This window comes from Candidatus Deferrimicrobiaceae bacterium (assembly GCA_035256765.1).
In the GTDB taxonomy this organism is placed as follows: Bacteria; Desulfobacterota; Deferrimicrobia; order Deferrimicrobiales; family Deferrimicrobiaceae; genus CSP1-8.
In genome coordinates this window covers 1-15,997 of the sequence record DATEXR010000053.1, presented here as the reverse complement: position 1 = coordinate 15,997, position 15,997 = coordinate 1, and the positions used below count along the sequence as shown (strand labels likewise).

Sequence of the window (15,997 nt, the reverse complement as noted above, 5' to 3'; positions counted from 1 at the left end):
CGCCCTGGACTACGGATGGAAACTGGACAGGAGGGAGGGGGAATCCCCTTCGGAGTGGCACTTCACGATCGGGGCCGTGTTCTGACCGGTGCCCCAGGCGAGGGCGGCGACGGACTCCTTGCGCACGACCCGGGTCCTAGCGATTCGATCCCCGAGCCTCTGGTGTTCGGGGTTCCGGATCAGGGCGACCGTCTCGATCACGATGGCGATCCAGTCCGCCCGGGCGAATTCTTCCGTCACGGGTTCACCTCGACGCCGGATTCGTCCGGACATGGTAGCCGTTTTCTTTCTTTCTCATCACGCGCAAATCGTGTACCGTTTTTTTATAGCCGGAGATTTCACCGGGAAAGGACCTTGCCCTGGGTTACGGGATTCGGTGGAAAGTTCCCTTCTTCGCCATCTGGATCGGTGTTGTCGCGGCATCCCTCTTGTGCATCGCCTGGCTTCCGGGAGGTCTTTGTTCGATCGGTCCCCTCGCCGGGATCGTCGCCGGCGGGGAATTCGTCCTCGGAGGGTTGCTGTACTTGTTTCTTGACCGAACGGTCTTCCGGCCCGCGGATCGGTGGACGAGGGAGGTATCCTCGGGCGCAGGCGGGGTCCTTCCCGCCGGAGAGGGGCTCTTTTCCCCCCTCCATGCCGTCGTGAGCGCCAGGGTCGGGCGGGAACTCGCCGCCCTCGGGGAGGAGATCCGGGAACGCGACCGGAAATTGCGGCAGTTCGAACTCCTTCGCCGCGAGCTGGAGGAGACCCAGTCGAACCTCGAGGCCAAGATCCAGGATCTCCGGTCCATTTACGAGGTCTCCACGGCGATCGCCGGCACGTTGGACATCGAGGAGCTCTTCCGCATCATCCCCGAACGGGTCATGAATGCGCTGGGGCTGAATGACTTCTGCGTTTTTCTCTACCATCCGGAATCCGGGAATCTCGTGTGCCGGGCCTCCGCGGGGATGCCTTCCTCCGTTCCTTCCGAGTTCACCATCGGCCGCGGAGAAGGGGTTTCGTGGAAGGTGTTCGAGTCGGGGGAGGCGATCTACCTCCCGGACGTGCGCTCCACCCCGGACTTCCGCTACTACAACGGGGAAAAGCCGGAGGTGCGCTCCTTCATCTCCGTCCCCCTCCTGTCGAAGGGCAAGGGGATCGGCATCCTGAACGTGAACCATCCGGAACCGAACGCATTCCACGGGGATTCGCTGGCGACGATTCGGGTGCTGGCCACCTACATCGCGATCGCGGTGGAGAACGCCGAACTCTTCGACTTCGCGAAAACGCTCGCGGACAAGGATTCCCTGACCCTCCTGCACAACCACGGGGCGTTTCAAACGAGACTGCAGATCGAGCTGGAGAGGGCGGCGCGGCACGGTCGCACCCTCTCGGTGATCATGCTGGATCTCGACGGCTTCAAGGAAATCAACGACAGGCACGGCCATCTCGTCGGGGACCGCATCCTCATGATGACGGCGGGCGTTCTGTGCGCGCATCTGCGGAAAAGCGACGTGGCTGCCCGCTACGGGGGGGACGAGTTCGCCGTGATCCTTCCCGAGACGGACCTCGCGGCGACGTCCGCCATCGCGGGGCGCATCGCGGCGGGGATCGCCCAGGTTCGATTCGACACCGAGAAGGGGACGACGATTTCCTTTACCGCCAGCATCGGATACGCGGCCTGTCTCCCGGATTCGACGGAACGGGGCACCATCCTGAACGTCGCCGACCGGCTGATGTACGAGTCGAAACGCCGCGGGCGTGGGGGGATCCTGGGGGAACAACTGTGATCACGTCCCGGGAGGAGCCCCCCGCGCGCGGTTGCCCGGGGGCCGAAGGAGAGGGGCTCTCCACGGGACGGGCCGCCCGCCGGTTCGCGCGGGAGGCGGGTGGCGGGAGGGAATTTCCCGCGAGGGATTGCCATCGCAGCGGAAGAGGGGGAAAATCGGTTCCTGCGATCCGATAGGGGGAATGAGATGCCGAGCGAGCCATTGCCGCACCGGGGTGTTTCCCCCCGGGAGAGGTGGAGGAAGATGACGTTTTTCTCCGGGGATGCCCCCACGACCGAGGAACTGGAGCTTTTCCACGAGCACAGGAAGAGAGTCGGCCTGGTGATCACCGCCCGCTGGATCCTTCTGGGGGCCCTGACGACCTACGGGGTGATCGCCTCGTTCTTCTTCCGGGACAAGAGCGCGGATCTCGAGCCCCTGACCACCGTTCACGTGATCTTTCCTCTCATCGCGGTCCTGTTCGTGGCGACCTACAACGCCCTGTTCCAAATCACCTACCGCTGGATCAGCCAGATCCGTTCCCTGAACCAGATCCAGCTTCTTTTCGACCTGGTCCTGATCACGGTGGTTGTGCACTTCAGCGGCGGTGCGGTTTCCTGGTTCTGGACGATGTACCTGGTCCTCACGCTCGAGGGCGCGCTGATCATGGACAAGAAGTCGGACATCTACGCGGTCGCGATGGGGGGAGCGATCGCATATGGGGTGCTCCTCTCCTTCGAGCATTACGGGGTCATCCCGCCGCTGGCGATGCCCTTCGAAAACCCATCCCTCCAGCAAAACTACTCCTATGAGGTGATCAAATGGGGGTGGGTTTCGATCACCAACCTCTGCGTGGCCTTCGTCGGGGCGTTCATGATGGAGACGGTTTGGGAACGGGAGGCCAAGCTGAGGGAGATGGTGGTCAAGGACGCTCTGACCGACCTGTACAACCGGAGGTACTTCTTCTACCGGTTGAACTCGGAGGTCGAGCGCGCAAAACGGTACGGACGGACGCTCTCCCTGCTTTTCCTGGACGTGGATGACTTCAAGAAGTTCAACGACTCGCACGGCCACCTCGTCGGCGATGACCTGCTGCGGTCTCTCGCGCGGATTCTGCGTGCCAACATTCGGAGAAGCGACGAAAAGCCTTCCTACGAGGTCGACATCGCATGCCGGTACGGCGGGGAGGAATTCGTGATCATCCTCCCCGAGGCGGTTGCGTCCCAGGGGGTGGTCGCCGCGGAGCGCCTCCGGAACCGGATCGAGGCGGACGGGGCGGCCGCTGTAGCCGAGCGGATCCGGGAGCACGTGGAGAAAGCCGGGTGGGAAGAGATGCACGTAACGGTGAGCATCGGTGTGGCGTCCTTTCCCGAACACGGAGACGATCTCGAAGCCTTGATCAAGGCGGCGGACGACGCCCTGTACCTCGCCAAACGCGGGGGGAAGAATCAGGTGGTCATATCGAAGAACGTCCGCCCGAAAGCACCGTCGCCGAAGGAGAGGGATGGATAGAAAAGCCGTCGAACAGCATCGACTTGCCCTGTTCGGCCGGATGGTGGCGGGGGTGGCCCACGAGGTGGACAATCACTTGAGCGTCGTCCTCGGGTTCGCGGAGCTTATCCAGGCCTCCGGGGGGGGGGAGAAGCATGCACTCGACGGCGCGGGAAAGATCCTGTCGGCGGGGGAAAAGATCGCATCGATCATCAAGAAGTTTTCCTACTACGTACGGCCCCACGAGCCGGCCGTCGAGCCGTTTTCGCTCCCCTCCGTCCTTTCGGAACTCGCCGTGTTCTCGCGGTACGATCTGGGCCGGGGGAATGTGACTCTCGTCATGCCCGAAAAAGATGCGGAGTGCAGGATGCGAGGGGACGGCAGGGATTTCGCGCTGGCGCTGCTTGCGGTTCTCCTCAACGGGACGGAGGCGATGGCGGGGAAAGGGGGAACGCTTGCGGTGGACGTCTTTTCCCGCGAGGGGGCCTGGCATGTCACGGTCGCCGATGAGGGGACCGGAATCTCCCCCGCGATCATGCCCCGGATCTTCGAGGCGGGGTTCACCACGAAGCCGTCCTCTTTCCATTCGGGAATGGGATTGCCCGTCGCCCGCCATATCGTCTCCGGGATGGGCGGCGAGCTATCCGTGGAGAATCGTTCCTCGGGAGGCTGTCTCACCACCATCCGCGTGCCGGCCGTCTGACCGGCCTCGGGAAACCGGACATCGGCCAAGGTCACCGGGGACATTCCAAGGGGGGCAGGTCAAGTCGACGCAGTGTCCAGGTGGCGACAAACGGGTGGCTCTCCTCGCTCCCGTTCCCCGGGCCCCCCCCTGATTATTTTCCGTTCCCAGGAAGAAACACCTTGACTCGCTTTCTATGAAGCGATACATATATGCATATATGCAGACTACGAGAAAGGAGGAGATCATGGTCAGGCGGATCAACGCGTTAATCCCGGACGAGATGCACCGTGCGCTCCGCGTGAAGCTTGCGGAGGACGATGCAAACTTCTCCGACTGGCTTCGGGCGCGGATCGAGGAATACGTGGAGAAGGGAGGGAGGAAAGCAAAGTCCCCGATTGTGATGCCTCCTGTTCCGCGTTCAGAACTACTCCCGAGGTTTGAGCGGAGACGGAAAAAAAGGGAGGGCTGAGGGATGGAAAGAACTTGTAAAAATTGCAGATATTCACAATTTACGAGAAAAAACGAGTACGGTGAAATTGTTACACTCCCCAAGGGAGTTTGCAGACGTTTTCCTCCCCAATACGAAGTTCGCGGACCCACTTGGGGAGATCACGCGTTTCCCACCGTCGAATCTATTGATTGGTGCGGCGAGTGGGTAGTGGTACTACCCTACCAAGCTAAGGGAGCGACTACGGGATGACAATCTGCGCAGGATGCTCTCTACCTGCCTCAAAAAAGCCGGAGTGCGAAGTGTTCCGTTTCCTCTAATGGATCCTACAAGTTTTCAAGGGTTGTTCGTTCCGATAGGGAGGTATGACCGATGGGCGTCAATCCCCGAGAACGCAAACCCGGAAAGGGGGTGTGAGGGAAGGGGAAAAGGGTCTGTCGCTTGGCATCAGCAACGTTCTTGTTCTTTATCATTTATCGTCATCCAATATCGTCATCCAATCGTCAGCCGAAGATACCATCCCCAACTTCTATGCAGAGATGTTATACAAGCAAAAGACCGACGGTAAGTTGTCTGAATCTGTCCATGGTATTTCGTTCGGCTGTCCTTGTGGGGATTGCTCGATGACCACGCCGACTCTCAACCAATAAGGAGGGGGGATGAAAATATCCTTCGGTGCGAAGGTCCTCGTGTATCCCATCCCTGTGTGGGTAGTGGGGACGTACGACAATGAGGGAAAACCCAACATGATGACCATCTCCTATGGCGGGATCTGCTCCTTCACCCCCCCGTGTGTGGCCGTTTCTCTCCGGAAGAATACCCATACTTACGGCAATATCGTGAAGCATAAGGCCTTCACGGTCAACGTTCCCTCCGAAGCCCACGCGAGAGAGACGGATTACATCGGCATCACCTCCGGGAGGAATGTCGACAAGTTCGCCGCAACGGGGCTTACTCCCGTACGTAGCAAGTTTGTGGATGCCCCAACCGTCATGGAGTTTCCCCTCAACGTGGAATGCCGGCTCATCCGGACGGTGGAGATCGGCGAGCATACCCTGTTCATCGGGGAAATTATGGACTTCAAGGCGGAGGAATCCGTGCTCAGCGAGGACCGTGATGAATCCATTCTCGGCATGGAGGGTATCCCCGACATTGAAAAAGTGAAACCGATCCTGTACGTACCACAAATGGGAACGTATCACGGAATCGGCGGAAACCTCGGACGAGCCCACTCGATCGGGAAAACGATCAGGGGAGAAAGGTAGGCAATGCGGCCTTTCCTTCGAGGCGAACCCTGGTACATTTCCTATTTCCTCAACGGCAAGCGCATCCGAAGGGCCATCGGGCCGAGGCTTCATGGCTCAAGAGGGGAAGGGCCGACGATTACACGGTGATGGAGATATTGGGCCATTCAGACATCAAGAGGATGAAACGCTGCGCGCGCCTCGACAAGGAACACACGAAGAGGGCACTTGCCCGTCTCCCCGAGTGGAACGGAAAGAATAGGTGGCACAAAAGTGGCACATCCGAAGAGGGGAAAGAAAAAAGGCTGCGGGCCGAAAGGCCGCAATCCCTTGGTTTTATTGGTGCCGAAGAGGGGAGTTGAACCCCTACGCCCCAAAGGGCACTAGACCCTGAATCTAGCGCGTCTGCCAGTTCCGCCACTTCGGCACGCCGGAAGAGAAGGAATACGATTATAGCAGAGGCTGCTCCGCGGGCAAGCGGGAAAGTGAGGCTCCCCGCGCCTTCCCGGGCATTCCGGGGCGGGGGGAAGATGCCCGTCGGGGGAACGACGGAGGAAGGACGGGAAGAAACCGCATGAGGGACAGGGCGTTCTGGGAAACCTGGCTCCGGCGATCCGCCGCCCCATTGCGCGACCGCATGCATTCCGTGCGCGACTGGTATCGGGCCGCGGGCGTTGCGAAGGGAGAGCGAAGGGCGTTCCGGGCGGCCCTGAAGAGCCTGGGGGAAACCGGCGGCCGGAAGAAAGGCGGGGAATTCGGTCGCCGTTCCGGGCGGGAACCGGTGGCGGAGAAGCCGTCCCGGGCGCACGGCAAGGGAGACGGGAGAGATCGGGAAGGAGTGCAGCGGGAAGGACGGCTCCGTTTCACGCGCGAGGGGAGGCCCATCGTGGTCCCGGACTCCCCGCAGGAACCGGCGATCCGCATTCCCGGACACGCCCTTTCCGACGCCCTGCCCAAGGACCGCGTCCTCGTCCGTATGGAGAAACGTCGCGGAGGCGCCCCTCCCTATGGGCGGATCGTCCGGGTCGTCGAGCGGGGCATCCGGGAATTCGTGGGGCGAACCGCCATCGTCGGAGACCGCCGGTTCGTCCGCTTCCGCGATCGGGAGGCGGACTTTGCCCTTCCGGTCGCGGTTCCCCGCGGTCCGGATCCGGAACCGGGGGAGCTCGTCCTGGCCGAGATCACGGAGTACCCGGAAGGGGGGAAGGAAGGGCGCGCGACGGTCGTCCGCCTCCTCGGCAAGAGCCACACCATGGAGACGATCGCCCTCGCCGTCACATCGTCGCGGAGAATTCCCGCGAGGTTTTCCGAAGGGGCGCTCGAGGAAGCGGGCCGCATCCCGCCAACGGTCCGCGTCGGAAGGGGAAGGGGAAAAGGGGAGAGGTACGGGAATCTTCCCCGCGTCGACCAGCGCGCTCTTCCGTTCGTCACGATCGACGGGGAGGACGCCCGCGACTTCGACGACGCGATCTGCCTGGTGAGCGAACGGGGGCGCAATCGTCTTCTCGTCGCCATCGCCGACGTTTCGCATTATGTCCCGTTGGGGGGGCAGATCGACCGGGACGCGTACGCCCGGGGAACGAGCGTTTACTTTCCCGACCGCTGCATCCCGATGCTCCCGCCTTCCCTTTCGGAGGGAGTGTGCAGTCTGAAGCCGGGGGTCAACCGGCTGACGATGACCGTGGACATCCCCGTAAACGAGCAGGGAAGGCCGGGGACGGCCTCGTTCTCCCCGTCCCTGATCCGCAGCAGGGCCCGGCTCACCTACGACGACGTGCACTCCTTTCTCACGCAGCGGCAGGAAGGGAGGAAGGGGAGAAGGATGCCGGGGGAAATCGGGGAGATGCTCCGTCGAATGGAGGTGTTCGCCGGGCGACTCTCCCTGGCCCGCGCCGACCGGGGAGCGCTCGATTTCGACCTCCCCGAGGCGAAGCTCGTCGTCAGAGGCGGGCTCCCGTCGGAGGTGAGGGCCGCCCCCCGCTGGGAGTCCCACCGCCTGATCGAGGAGTTCATGCTTCTTGCCAACACCGCGGTGGCCGAGTTCCTCTCCTCGCGGGGATTCCCGTTCCTCTTCCGGATCCACGAGCCGCCCGCCGAGGACCGCCTGGAGGAGTTCGAAGAGGCCGCCGCGAAACTCCTGAAAAAAACACGGACCACGGAACGCCGGGACATCTCTTCGCGTCTCCGGGCATGGGCGGCCGAAGCACGCGGGGGGAAGTACGAACGGTTCATCAACATGCTTCTGCTTCGCAGTCTGATGCTGGCCCGGTATGGCCCGGAGTCGTTGGGGCACTTCGGGCTCGCCCTCACCCGATACACCCACTTCACCTCCCCGATCCGCCGCTACCCGGATCTCATCGTTCATCGGGTGCTCAAGGCGGCCCTCGGGGACGGCGATTTCGCCCCCTATGTCAGGACGATCTCCGCCGCGGGGAAGGATATGGGGGTGCACCTGAGCCACCGGGAGCGGGACGCGATGGACGCGGAGCGCGACGTCGAGCGGCGGGCGAAGGCCCTCTACATATCCTCCCGGGCGGAGGAGACGTTTTCCGGCGTCATCACCTCCCTCACGGGCTTCGGGTTTTACGTCGAACTGGAGGAGTGCCTCGTGGAGGGGTTCGTCCCCATCTCGTCCCTTCGGGACGACGAGTACCGCTTTTCCGCGGACCGCGGGGAGTGGGTGGGAGTCGTGAGGAGAAGGAGGTTCTCTCCGGGGGTAGGCCTCCGCGTCAGGCTGCGAAAAGCGGATGTCGACCGGGGGGAGATCGATTTCCTGGTTGTCGGAACGATCGACCAGCCTCCGTTTCTCTGATGCGGCCGGGGCCGCGCGACCTGTGGAGGAGAGGGTTTCCCTCCTCTACTTCGCTTCCTTTTGCGTGGTTTCCCCGGAGAAGAAGGCTTTCAGGTTATTTTCCGTAACGTGCCATTTTCTCCCGAATTTGATCCCCTTGATTCTTCCCTCCCGAAGATACCTTTGGATGGAGACTCGGCTCATCCCGAGAAGCTCCACCAGGTCCTCGATCTCGTACACCTTCATCCCGTTGATTACCTTCATCCGGTTTTCCCCTTATGCCTGGACGGCCGCCGGTTCCCGATCCTTCCGGGAAAGCCCGGTATCCTTAGTACTCCGCTTCATAAATACGGTGTCGCACCGAGAGCGTCGATGCGCCGCGCCTTGGCGAAGGCGCGCGACTGAGACGTACTCGCAGCAGTACGGCGCAAGGAGCGCGTACTCCGCGGGAGCGGATGCAGCGGCGCTCGAATGCAACCGTATTTGTGAAACGGAGTACTTAGCCTCCGATCTCCCCTTGCTCTCATTTGCAGAAACGCAGCGTCTCGTAAACGTACCGGCGGTATTCATGCCCCGCCTCCCCGGAGGCGTCCTCCCATGCGGGCCGCCCGTATTCGTTGATCAGTCCCAGGCCGGATATCTTCCGGTTTTCCCCCGGCCAAACCGTCCATCGTTTCACCCAGGACCTCACTCCCAGCAGCTCTTTCCCCCCGCCGGGGGGGAGAAAGAGCTCCCCTCCCTCGACGCTCCCGTTCCTGGGAATCCGATACCCCAGTGTTTCGTAGACATACCGGCGGAATTCATGATCCTGCTCCCGGGAGGGCATTCCGTTTTCATCGATTCTTCCCGGGACGACGGTCTTCCGGGTTCTCTCCTGCCATGACGCCAACCGTCTCGCAAAGAATCTCATTCTCACCTCCTCTGCGCAGGGAAGAGGGCCACGGTTCCGGCGGTCTCTTCTGCGGGGTCGGAAAGGTTGTTCTCCTCCTCCGAAAGGAACCCCGATCCCGATGTCGTCCGAGACGGGCCGTCCTTTCTTTCCGTAACGGTTGTTGAGGGATGTTCTTCGGAAATGACCGCTCCCCGCAAGGAGGGGCGGTTTTCCTCTCCGTGGCCCGGGGGAAAAAGGGAGGGGACCGGATTCGGAAGATTCCGGCGAAACGTATCTTTTGGTGTGGATGCGAAGTCCGTTTCGGGCACCTCCAGCGTTACTTATCTTACATTTATTGTTTGTTTTCATGCATGTGTCAATATTATTTTGAAATAGTAAATTATTTTTGTTAATATTTAAGGTAATGTTAATCTATTTTAAATTATTTTTAATGTATGTTATTGTGCTTTATTGTTATTTATCTTTTCATTTCAAGCGTTCGCAAACCAGCGTATACCTGGCTTCGCGAAAGGGGGTCGGGGGAAATCCCGGGACGATTTTTTTTCGTCTTCGGCAAAAAGGTGGGGGGGGGAGAGCGGGGAAAGGGGAAAAGGGCTGGCCGGGATATGGGTCGGGAGCTGCTTCGCCGGTTTCGGTTTGCCGCGTGCGAGATGGAATGGACAGTTGAAAAACATGGGGGATCTCTCTAGAATAAAGCCAATTTGGAGGTGCCATGGCCACATCCGCCAAGCTGCTGCTCGCTGAAGACAGCCTCACCATCCAGAAAGTCTTCGAAGTGACATTCCAACAGTCGGGGATTTCCCTCACCATGGTGGACAACGGGATCGACGCCGTCCGTATGGCGCGGGAGCTCTCCCCCGACCTCGTGGTCGCCGATGTCTCCCTCCCCGGAAAGGACGGATTCCACGTCGCGTCCGAGCTGCGCTCTCCCGCAGCGGGCGTCTCCTGTCCCGTCCTCATCCTCGCCGGGACGCTCTCCCCCTTCGACGAGGGGAGGTTCAAGAGTTGCGGGGCGAACGGCGTCCTGTTCAAGCCGTTCGAGTACCAGGAGCTGATCGACAAGGTCGAGGCCCTGATCCGGAGACCGAAGGAGGCCGTTCCGGCGCCTGGGGAGAAGGAGCGGCTCACCCCGTCCGCGGAGGAACCGTGGGATTTCAGCGATATTCTGAGCGAAGCGGAAAAGGAGGCGGGAGCGGCGTCCGTCTCTCCGTCGGTCAAAGCGGACGACCGTGGCGGGGCCGCGCCTTCTTCCGGCGTGAGAGCCGGGGGCGCCTTGTCGCTGGGGGATTTCGACGTGTCGCTCGAGGATATCGAGGGGAAGCCGGAAAGAAAGGAAACCGCCCCGAAACCCCCGTCCCCGAAGCAGGAAGAGCAGGACCGGATCGCCCCTTCCCCGGAAGTGCCGGAAGAGAGGTCCCGGACCGTCGAGCATATCGAAGAGCCTGCGTTCGACGACTCGCCCCCCGCCGTTTTCGATCTCTCCTCTGCGCTCGAGACGGTCGAGGAACTGGAGGAGGTCGATTTCGTCGAGACGATCGAGCCGCACGAGGAGAAGGCGCATTCGGCGCCTCCTCCGAAAGAGTCGGCGCCTTCCCCTTCCGCCGTCTTCCCGGAAAGCGCGGCCGTCGTGGCGGAAAGACCGTCTGCCCCCCCCTCTCCCCCCGCGGGAGCCCGGCCGACGGAAGAGCAGCTCCGGCAGCTGTTCGCCGAACGGGCGCAGGAGATCTTCGGGCAGGTCTCCGCCGAAATCGTGGAGAAGATCATGTGGGAAATGGCGGAGAAGCTGACGAAGGAGTTCACCGAGAGGATCCGGGAATCCGTGGAAAACGTGGCATGGGAGGTGATCCCGGCTACCACGGAGGCGCTCATCCGGGAGGAGATCGCAAGGATCCGCGAGAAAGCCGGGAAGGAATCTTCCTGAAATCCCCCCGCAGGCAGGCGACCCCCCCCTCGCACGGGAAGGTAGCGCGGGAAAGCGGCCGCTCCGCGTTACAGTCGGTTGGATAAGGCAAGCGCGCATGGCAGCCAGCGAACAGGAGAAATCGTACGATCCGGCGATCGCCGAGGCGAAGTGGTATTCCCGCTGGGAGGAGCTCGGCCTCTTCCACGCCGATCCCGCCCGTCCGGGCGATCCTTACTGCATCGTCATCCCGCCCCCGAACGTCACCGGCTCCCTCCACATGGGGCACGCGCTCAACGTCACCCTGCAGGACGTTCTCATCCGCTACCACCGGATGCTGGGCAGGAACGTGCTCTGGCTGCCCGGGACCGACCACGCCGGGATCGCCACGCAGAATGTGGTCGAGCGGCTGCTCGCGAGCGAGGGGATCGACCGGCAGACGCTGGGGAGGGAGAAATTCGAGGAACGGGTCTGGAAGTGGAAGGAGGAAAGCGGCGGGGTCATCCTGAACCAGCTCAAACGGCTGGGCGTGGCCTGCGACTGGCGACGGGAGCGGTTCACGATGGACGAGGGGCTCTCCCGCGCGGTGCGGGAGGCGTTCGTGCGTCTCCACCGGAAAGGACTCGTCTACCGCGGCCGCTACATCATCAACTGGTGTCCCCGGTGCCACACGGCGCTCTCCGACCTCGAGGTCGCCCACGAGGCGACCCAGGGAGGGCTGTATTACCTCCGGTACCCCGAGCTCTCGGGGCGCCGCAGCGTGGTGGTGGCCACGACCCGCCCCGAAACGATGCTGGGGGACACCGCGGTCGCCGTGAACCCGAAGGATGAGCGATATGCCGGGAGGGCCGGTGCGACGCTCCGACTGCCCCTCATGAACCGCCCCATCCCCCTGATCGCCGACGAGATGGTGGACCCCGGATTCGGGACCGGCGCCGTGAAAATCACACCGGCCCACGACCCGAACGACTTCGAGGTGGGCAGGCGTCATGGCCTCCCCACCGTGAGGGTGATCGACGACTCGGGGAGGATGACGGCGGAGGCCGGGGCGTTCGCGGGGATGGACCGGTTCGAGTGCCGGGAGGCGGTCCTCGAGAGCCTTCGGAGGGAGGGCCTCATCGTCAAGGAGGAGCCGTACCTCCATAATGTCGGCCGCTGCTACCGGTGCAAGACGGTGGTCGAGCCGACCGAGTCCATCCAGTGGTTCGTGAAGACGAAACCGCTCGCGGAACCCGCGATCCATGCCGTGAGCTCCGGAGAGACCCGGATCATCCCCTCGACCTGGGAGCGGACCTATTTCGACTGGATGGAGAATATCCGGGACTGGTGCATCTCCCGGCAGATCTGGTGGGGGCACAGGATTCCCGCCTGGCACTGCCTCGCCTGCGGCATGACGATGGTGGAGGCGGAAGCGCCGGACCGGTGCTCCGCCTGCGGTACGGGCAATCTCCGCCAGGAGGAGGACGTGCTGGACACCTGGTTCTCCTCCGCGCTGTGGCCGTTCTCCACGCTGGGCTGGCCGGACCGGACCGAGGACCTCGCCCGGTATTACCCCACCTCCGCGCTCGTCACGGGCTTCGACATCCTCTTCTTCTGGGTGGCGCGGATGATGATGATGGGGATCGAGTTCACGGGGAAGGCTCCCTTCCGCGACGTGGTGATCCATGCGCTTGTCCGGGACGCGAAGGGCGAGAAGATGAGCAAGACCCGGGGAAACGTCATCGACCCGCTCGACCTGATGGAGCGCTACGGAACGGACGCCTTCCGGTTCACGCTCCTTGCCCTCGCCGCGCAGGGAAGGGACATCCGGATGTCCGACGAACGCCTGGAAGGATACCGGAACTTCATGAACAAGCTATTCCAGGCAGGGCGGTTCGTGCGGATGCACGTCGACGGAAGCACGGCGAGAACCCTTCCGGGGGGTCTGTCCGTCGTCGACCGGTGGATCCTTTCCCGCCTGCAGCGAGCGATCGACGAGATCCGGAAAGGGATCGACGAATACCGATTCAACGAGGCGACCTCCGCGTTCTATCAGTTCACCTGGCACGAGTTCTGCGACTGGTACCTCGAGATGATCAAGCCTTCCCTGTCCCCGGAAGCGTCCGGGGAGACGAGGGAAAACCAGCGCGCCGTCCTCCTATTCGTGTTCGAGACGATCCTCCGGATTTCCCACCCGTTTCTGCCGTTCCTCTCGGAGGAGATCTGGCAGTCGCTTCCCGGGGAACGGGGGAGCATCCTGGCGGAGGCATACCCGTCGGCCGATCCGGACCGGGCCGATGTCGACGTCGAGGAAGACATGGGGCACCTCATGGAGGTCATCCGCGCCGTGCGGAACATCCGCAGCGAACTGCACGTGCCTCCTGCGAAGAGGGTCGAGGTACGCCTGAAGGGGCAGACGGAGGATCTCGCGTTCCTGCGCGACCACGAGGAGATCATCCTTCGGCTGGCGCGGGCGGGAAAGGTGGTGTACAAGGAGCCCGAATACATCCCGGTCGAGGATGCCACGGCGGTCGTGAACGACATCGAGGTGTGCCTCCCCCTGGCGGGCCTCATCGATTTCCGCAAGGAAGCCCTTCGACTCCGCAAGGAGATCGAGAAGGCCAACGCGGAGCACTCCGTCGTGAGCGCGAAGCTCGGGAACGAGAAGTTCGTGGGGAACGCCCCCGGGGACATCGTCGACGCGCACCGGACCCGCAAGGAAGACCTCGAGCAGAAGCTGGCGAGCCTCGGAAAGAACCTCGAACTGGTGACGCGATACCTGTCGTGATTTCCGTACTCGAATACGAGGAGATCGTCCGGTCCGCGCTCCGGGAGGACGCGCCGTTCGGCGACCCCTTCGGCTCCTCCTTTGCCCGCGCGGCGCACGGGGAGTTCCTCGCCGGGGGGAAGGGCGTGTTCTGCGGCGGCATGGTGGCGGCCGAGGTGTTCCGCCAGATCGATCCGCAGGTCGCGGCCACGTTCGTCCGGGAAGGGGCCCGGGTGTCCCGGGGGGAGAAGGTCGGGGAGGCGCGGGGTACGGCGGCTTCGCTTCTCCGGGGGGAACGGGTCGCCCTGAATTTCCTCCAGCATCTCTCCGGCGTCGCCTCGACCACGGCTGCGTACGTCGAACGGGTAGCGGCATTCGGCACCCGCATTCTGGATACGCGGAAGACCACCCCGTTGCTTCGCGTCCTGGAAAAGTACGCGGTCCGGACCGGCGGCGGGGAGAACCACCGGTTTTCCCTGTCCGACGGGATCCTCATCAAGGAGAATGCCATCCGCGCGGCGGGGGGGATCCCGGTGGCCGTTGCGGTTGCCCGGAAAAAGGCGCACCATCTCGCCCGGGTGGAGGTCGAGGTGGAAACCCTCGAACAGGCGGAAGAGGCGGTCGAGGCCGGCGCCGACGCCCTCCTTCTCGACAACATGACGCCGGATGCCGTCCACGAGGCGGTCCTTCGCTACGGAAGCAAGGTTCTCCTCGAGGCGTCCGGGGGGATCCATCTGGGAAACGTGACGGAATACGCCCGGGCCGGAGTGCACGCCATTTCGGTCGGCGCCCTGACGCATTCTTCCCCGGCGCTCGACATTTCCTTCGAGATCGGAACGTGAGGCGGCTCCTTCCGGTTCTCCTTGCCGGTTGGATCGTTTTCGCGATCCCCCTTCCCCCGGGCGGCGCGGAGGAGAAAGGGGCGGAGGGGTATCGCATCTTCGAGGCCATGGCGGCGACGGTGAACGGCGAGGTCATCTTCCGGTCCGACGTGATCCGGGAGGCGTGCCTTGCGAAGTGCGGGGTTTTCCCGGGGAATGAGCCGGTCGAACTTTCTCTCTCCGCGTCCCGGGACCGGCTGATCGCGGACACGCTTGTCATGCAGGAGCAGGAAAAACTGGAGTTGGGGGCGGTCGACAACGCGGCCCTGCGGGAGGCCGCGGCCCGTGCATGGGACATCCTGGAAAGATGCCCCTCTTCCTGCGCGAGGGAGATTTTGCCGGGGCAGGTCCGGGACTACGTGGAGAGAAGGCTGCTTGTCCGGGATTTCCTCCGCAAGCGCGTCTCGGTGTTTGTCGATGTGAACGAGGAAGAGGTGCAAAAGGAGATCCAGCGCCGCGCCTCCCGGTTGGGGACAAGCCCCGCGGAAATTTCCGAAGGGACGGTGAGGAAGGAACTCCTCGAGGAGAAGGCGGCGAGGGAGATCCGAAACTGGTTCGACAGGGCGACATCCAAATCCCGTATCCTGCTCTCCCCTCTGGAGGAACGATGAACGGGGAACAATACGCCCTGACGGTCCGGTCCTCGTTTTCCGCGGCCCACAGGCTCCTGGAATACGAGGGAAACTGCGAGAGGCTGCACGGGCACAATTGGCAGGTGGAAGTCACCGTGGAATCGGAGGTGCTGGATTCCCGGGGGATGGCGCTCGATTTCCGGGCGATGAAGGCCGCCCTGAAGGAAATCCTTTCGCGCCTCGACCACAAATACCTGAACGAGGTTCCTCCCTTCGACGGGAGGAACCCGTCGTCCGAGAACATCGCCCGTCATATCTTCGAGGAGATGGAGGGGGCCGTCCCTCCGCCCGTCCGGCTGGCCCGCGTAGCCGTGTGGGAGTCCGAGGATGCGTGGGCCGAGTATTCCCGCCCGCGCCGGTAGAGGCGCTCGAATGCCAAGGGATTTGCGAGACGGTGCGCTAGTGTACCGTCTCGTAAATAGCTTGACGCACCGAGAGCGTCGATGCGCCGCGCCAGCAAGGCGCGCGACTGAGGCATACCGTTGAGTATGGTGAAGAAGCGCAACGAAGCGGGAGCGGATGCAGCGGCGCTCGAATGC

At 62.8% G+C, this 15,997-nt stretch carries 14 protein-coding genes and 1 tRNA gene; 11 read left to right on the top strand and 4 right to left on the bottom strand.

The genetic code is table 11. The features are described from left to right. Window positions 1-9: 9 nt before the first annotated feature. Complete coding sequence (locus VJ307_01760; protein HJX72854.1) at window positions 10-240, bottom strand: hypothetical protein; 231 nt, start codon at window positions 238-240, stop codon at window positions 10-12. A 284-nt stretch (window positions 241-524) separates the two neighbouring features. Between VJ307_01760 and VJ307_01755 the strand changes: the two genes are divergently transcribed. The 5 genes from VJ307_01755 (at window position 525) to VJ307_01735 (ending at window position 5,637) form a co-directional block, all read left to right on the top strand. Continuing rightward, window positions 525-1,769, top strand: a complete 1,245-nt coding sequence (locus VJ307_01755) for a diguanylate cyclase (protein ID HJX72853.1) — start codon at window positions 525-527, stop codon at window positions 1,767-1,769. A gap of 243 nt (window positions 1,770-2,012) precedes the next feature. Further along, window positions 2,013-3,260: a GGDEF domain-containing protein gene (locus tag VJ307_01750; protein HJX72852.1), complete on the top strand. Its 1,248-nt coding sequence runs from the start codon at window positions 2,013-2,015 to the stop codon at window positions 3,258-3,260. Next, window positions 3,253-3,942 (top strand): HAMP domain-containing sensor histidine kinase, encoded by a 690-nt coding sequence (locus VJ307_01745; GenBank protein ID HJX72851.1) that lies wholly within the window; start codon window positions 3,253-3,255, stop codon window positions 3,940-3,942. The genes VJ307_01750 and VJ307_01745 overlap by 8 nt, the downstream gene beginning before the upstream one ends. A 175-nt stretch (window positions 3,943-4,117) precedes the next feature. Beyond that, a complete protein-coding gene (locus VJ307_01740) occupies window positions 4,118-4,393 on the top strand; it encodes a hypothetical protein (protein HJX72850.1) in 276 nt (91 codons plus the stop codon). Between the two features lie 638 nt (window positions 4,394-5,031). Continuing rightward, a complete protein-coding gene (locus tag VJ307_01735) occupies window positions 5,032-5,637 on the top strand; it encodes a flavin reductase family protein (protein ID HJX72849.1) in 606 nt (201 codons plus the stop codon). Window positions 5,638-5,956: 319 nt separating this feature from the next. Here VJ307_01735 and VJ307_01730 read toward each other — a convergent pair. Further along, window positions 5,957-6,043 (bottom strand) — tRNA-Leu (locus VJ307_01730). Between the two features lie 147 nt (window positions 6,044-6,190). Here VJ307_01730 and VJ307_01725 point away from each other — a divergent pair. Then, window positions 6,191-8,428 carry a VacB/RNase II family 3'-5' exoribonuclease gene (locus tag VJ307_01725; protein HJX72848.1) on the top strand — a complete coding sequence of 746 codons (2,238 nt, stop codon included), beginning with the start codon at window positions 6,191-6,193 and terminating at the stop codon, window positions 8,426-8,428. 45 nt (window positions 8,429-8,473) lie between these two features. On the opposite strand, the gene VJ307_01720 is transcribed toward VJ307_01725, so the two are convergent. Continuing rightward, entirely contained in the window at window positions 8,474-8,671 is a 198-nt protein-coding gene (locus VJ307_01720; GenBank protein HJX72847.1) for a helix-turn-helix domain-containing protein, read from the bottom strand. A 259-nt stretch (window positions 8,672-8,930) separates the two neighbouring features. Continuing rightward, entirely contained in the window at window positions 8,931-9,317 is a 387-nt protein-coding gene (locus tag VJ307_01715; protein HJX72846.1) for a hypothetical protein, read from the bottom strand. A 694-nt stretch (window positions 9,318-10,011) separates the two neighbouring features. Here VJ307_01715 and VJ307_01710 point away from each other — a divergent pair. From VJ307_01710 to queD, 5 genes are all read left to right on the top strand, one after another. After that, complete coding sequence (locus tag VJ307_01710; GenBank protein HJX72845.1) at window positions 10,012-11,220, top strand: response regulator; 1,209 nt, start codon at window positions 10,012-10,014, stop codon at window positions 11,218-11,220. Window positions 11,221-11,317: 97 nt separating this feature from the next. After that, window positions 11,318-13,966, top strand: a complete 2,649-nt coding sequence (locus tag VJ307_01705) for a valine--tRNA ligase (protein ID HJX72844.1) — start codon at window positions 11,318-11,320, stop codon at window positions 13,964-13,966. After that, complete coding sequence (nadC, locus tag VJ307_01700) at window positions 13,963-14,787, top strand: carboxylating nicotinate-nucleotide diphosphorylase (GenBank protein ID HJX72843.1); 825 nt, start codon at window positions 13,963-13,965, stop codon at window positions 14,785-14,787. The genes VJ307_01705 and nadC overlap by 4 nt, the downstream gene beginning before the upstream one ends. Next, on the top strand, window positions 14,784-15,437 hold the full coding sequence (locus VJ307_01695) for a hypothetical protein (GenBank protein ID HJX72842.1): 654 nt from the start codon (window positions 14,784-14,786) through the stop codon (window positions 15,435-15,437). The genes nadC and VJ307_01695 overlap by 4 nt, the downstream gene beginning before the upstream one ends. Continuing rightward, window positions 15,434-15,820, top strand: coding sequence for a 6-carboxytetrahydropterin synthase QueD (gene queD, locus VJ307_01690; GenBank protein HJX72841.1), 387 nt, complete (start codon window positions 15,434-15,436; stop codon window positions 15,818-15,820). Before VJ307_01695 ends, queD begins: the two co-directional genes overlap by 4 nt. The last annotated feature ends 177 nt before the right edge of the window (window positions 15,821-15,997 follow it).

Coding starts and splice junctions, on each gene's coding strand:
- VJ307_01750 (HJX72852.1), top strand. CDS start 2,013: ATGACGTTTTTCTCCGGGGATGCCCCCACGACCGAGGAACTGGAGCTT.
- VJ307_01705 (HJX72844.1), top strand. CDS start 11,318: ATGGCAGCCAGCGAACAGGAGAAATCGTACGATCCGGCGATCGCCGAG.
- VJ307_01745 (HJX72851.1), top strand. CDS start 3,253: ATGGATAGAAAAGCCGTCGAACAGCATCGACTTGCCCTGTTCGGCCGG.
- VJ307_01715 (HJX72846.1), bottom strand. CDS start 9,317: ATGAGATTCTTTGCGAGACGGTTGGCGTCATGGCAGGAGAGAACCCGG.
- VJ307_01735 (HJX72849.1), top strand. CDS start 5,032: ATGAAAATATCCTTCGGTGCGAAGGTCCTCGTGTATCCCATCCCTGTG.
- VJ307_01720 (HJX72847.1), bottom strand. CDS start 8,671: ATGAAGGTAATCAACGGGATGAAGGTGTACGAGATCGAGGACCTGGTG.
- queD (HJX72841.1), top strand. CDS start 15,434: ATGAACGGGGAACAATACGCCCTGACGGTCCGGTCCTCGTTTTCCGCG.
- VJ307_01710 (HJX72845.1), top strand. CDS start 10,012: ATGGCCACATCCGCCAAGCTGCTGCTCGCTGAAGACAGCCTCACCATC.
- VJ307_01740 (HJX72850.1), top strand. CDS start 4,118: ATGAAGCGATACATATATGCATATATGCAGACTACGAGAAAGGAGGAG.
- VJ307_01725 (HJX72848.1), top strand. CDS start 6,191: ATGAGGGACAGGGCGTTCTGGGAAACCTGGCTCCGGCGATCCGCCGCC.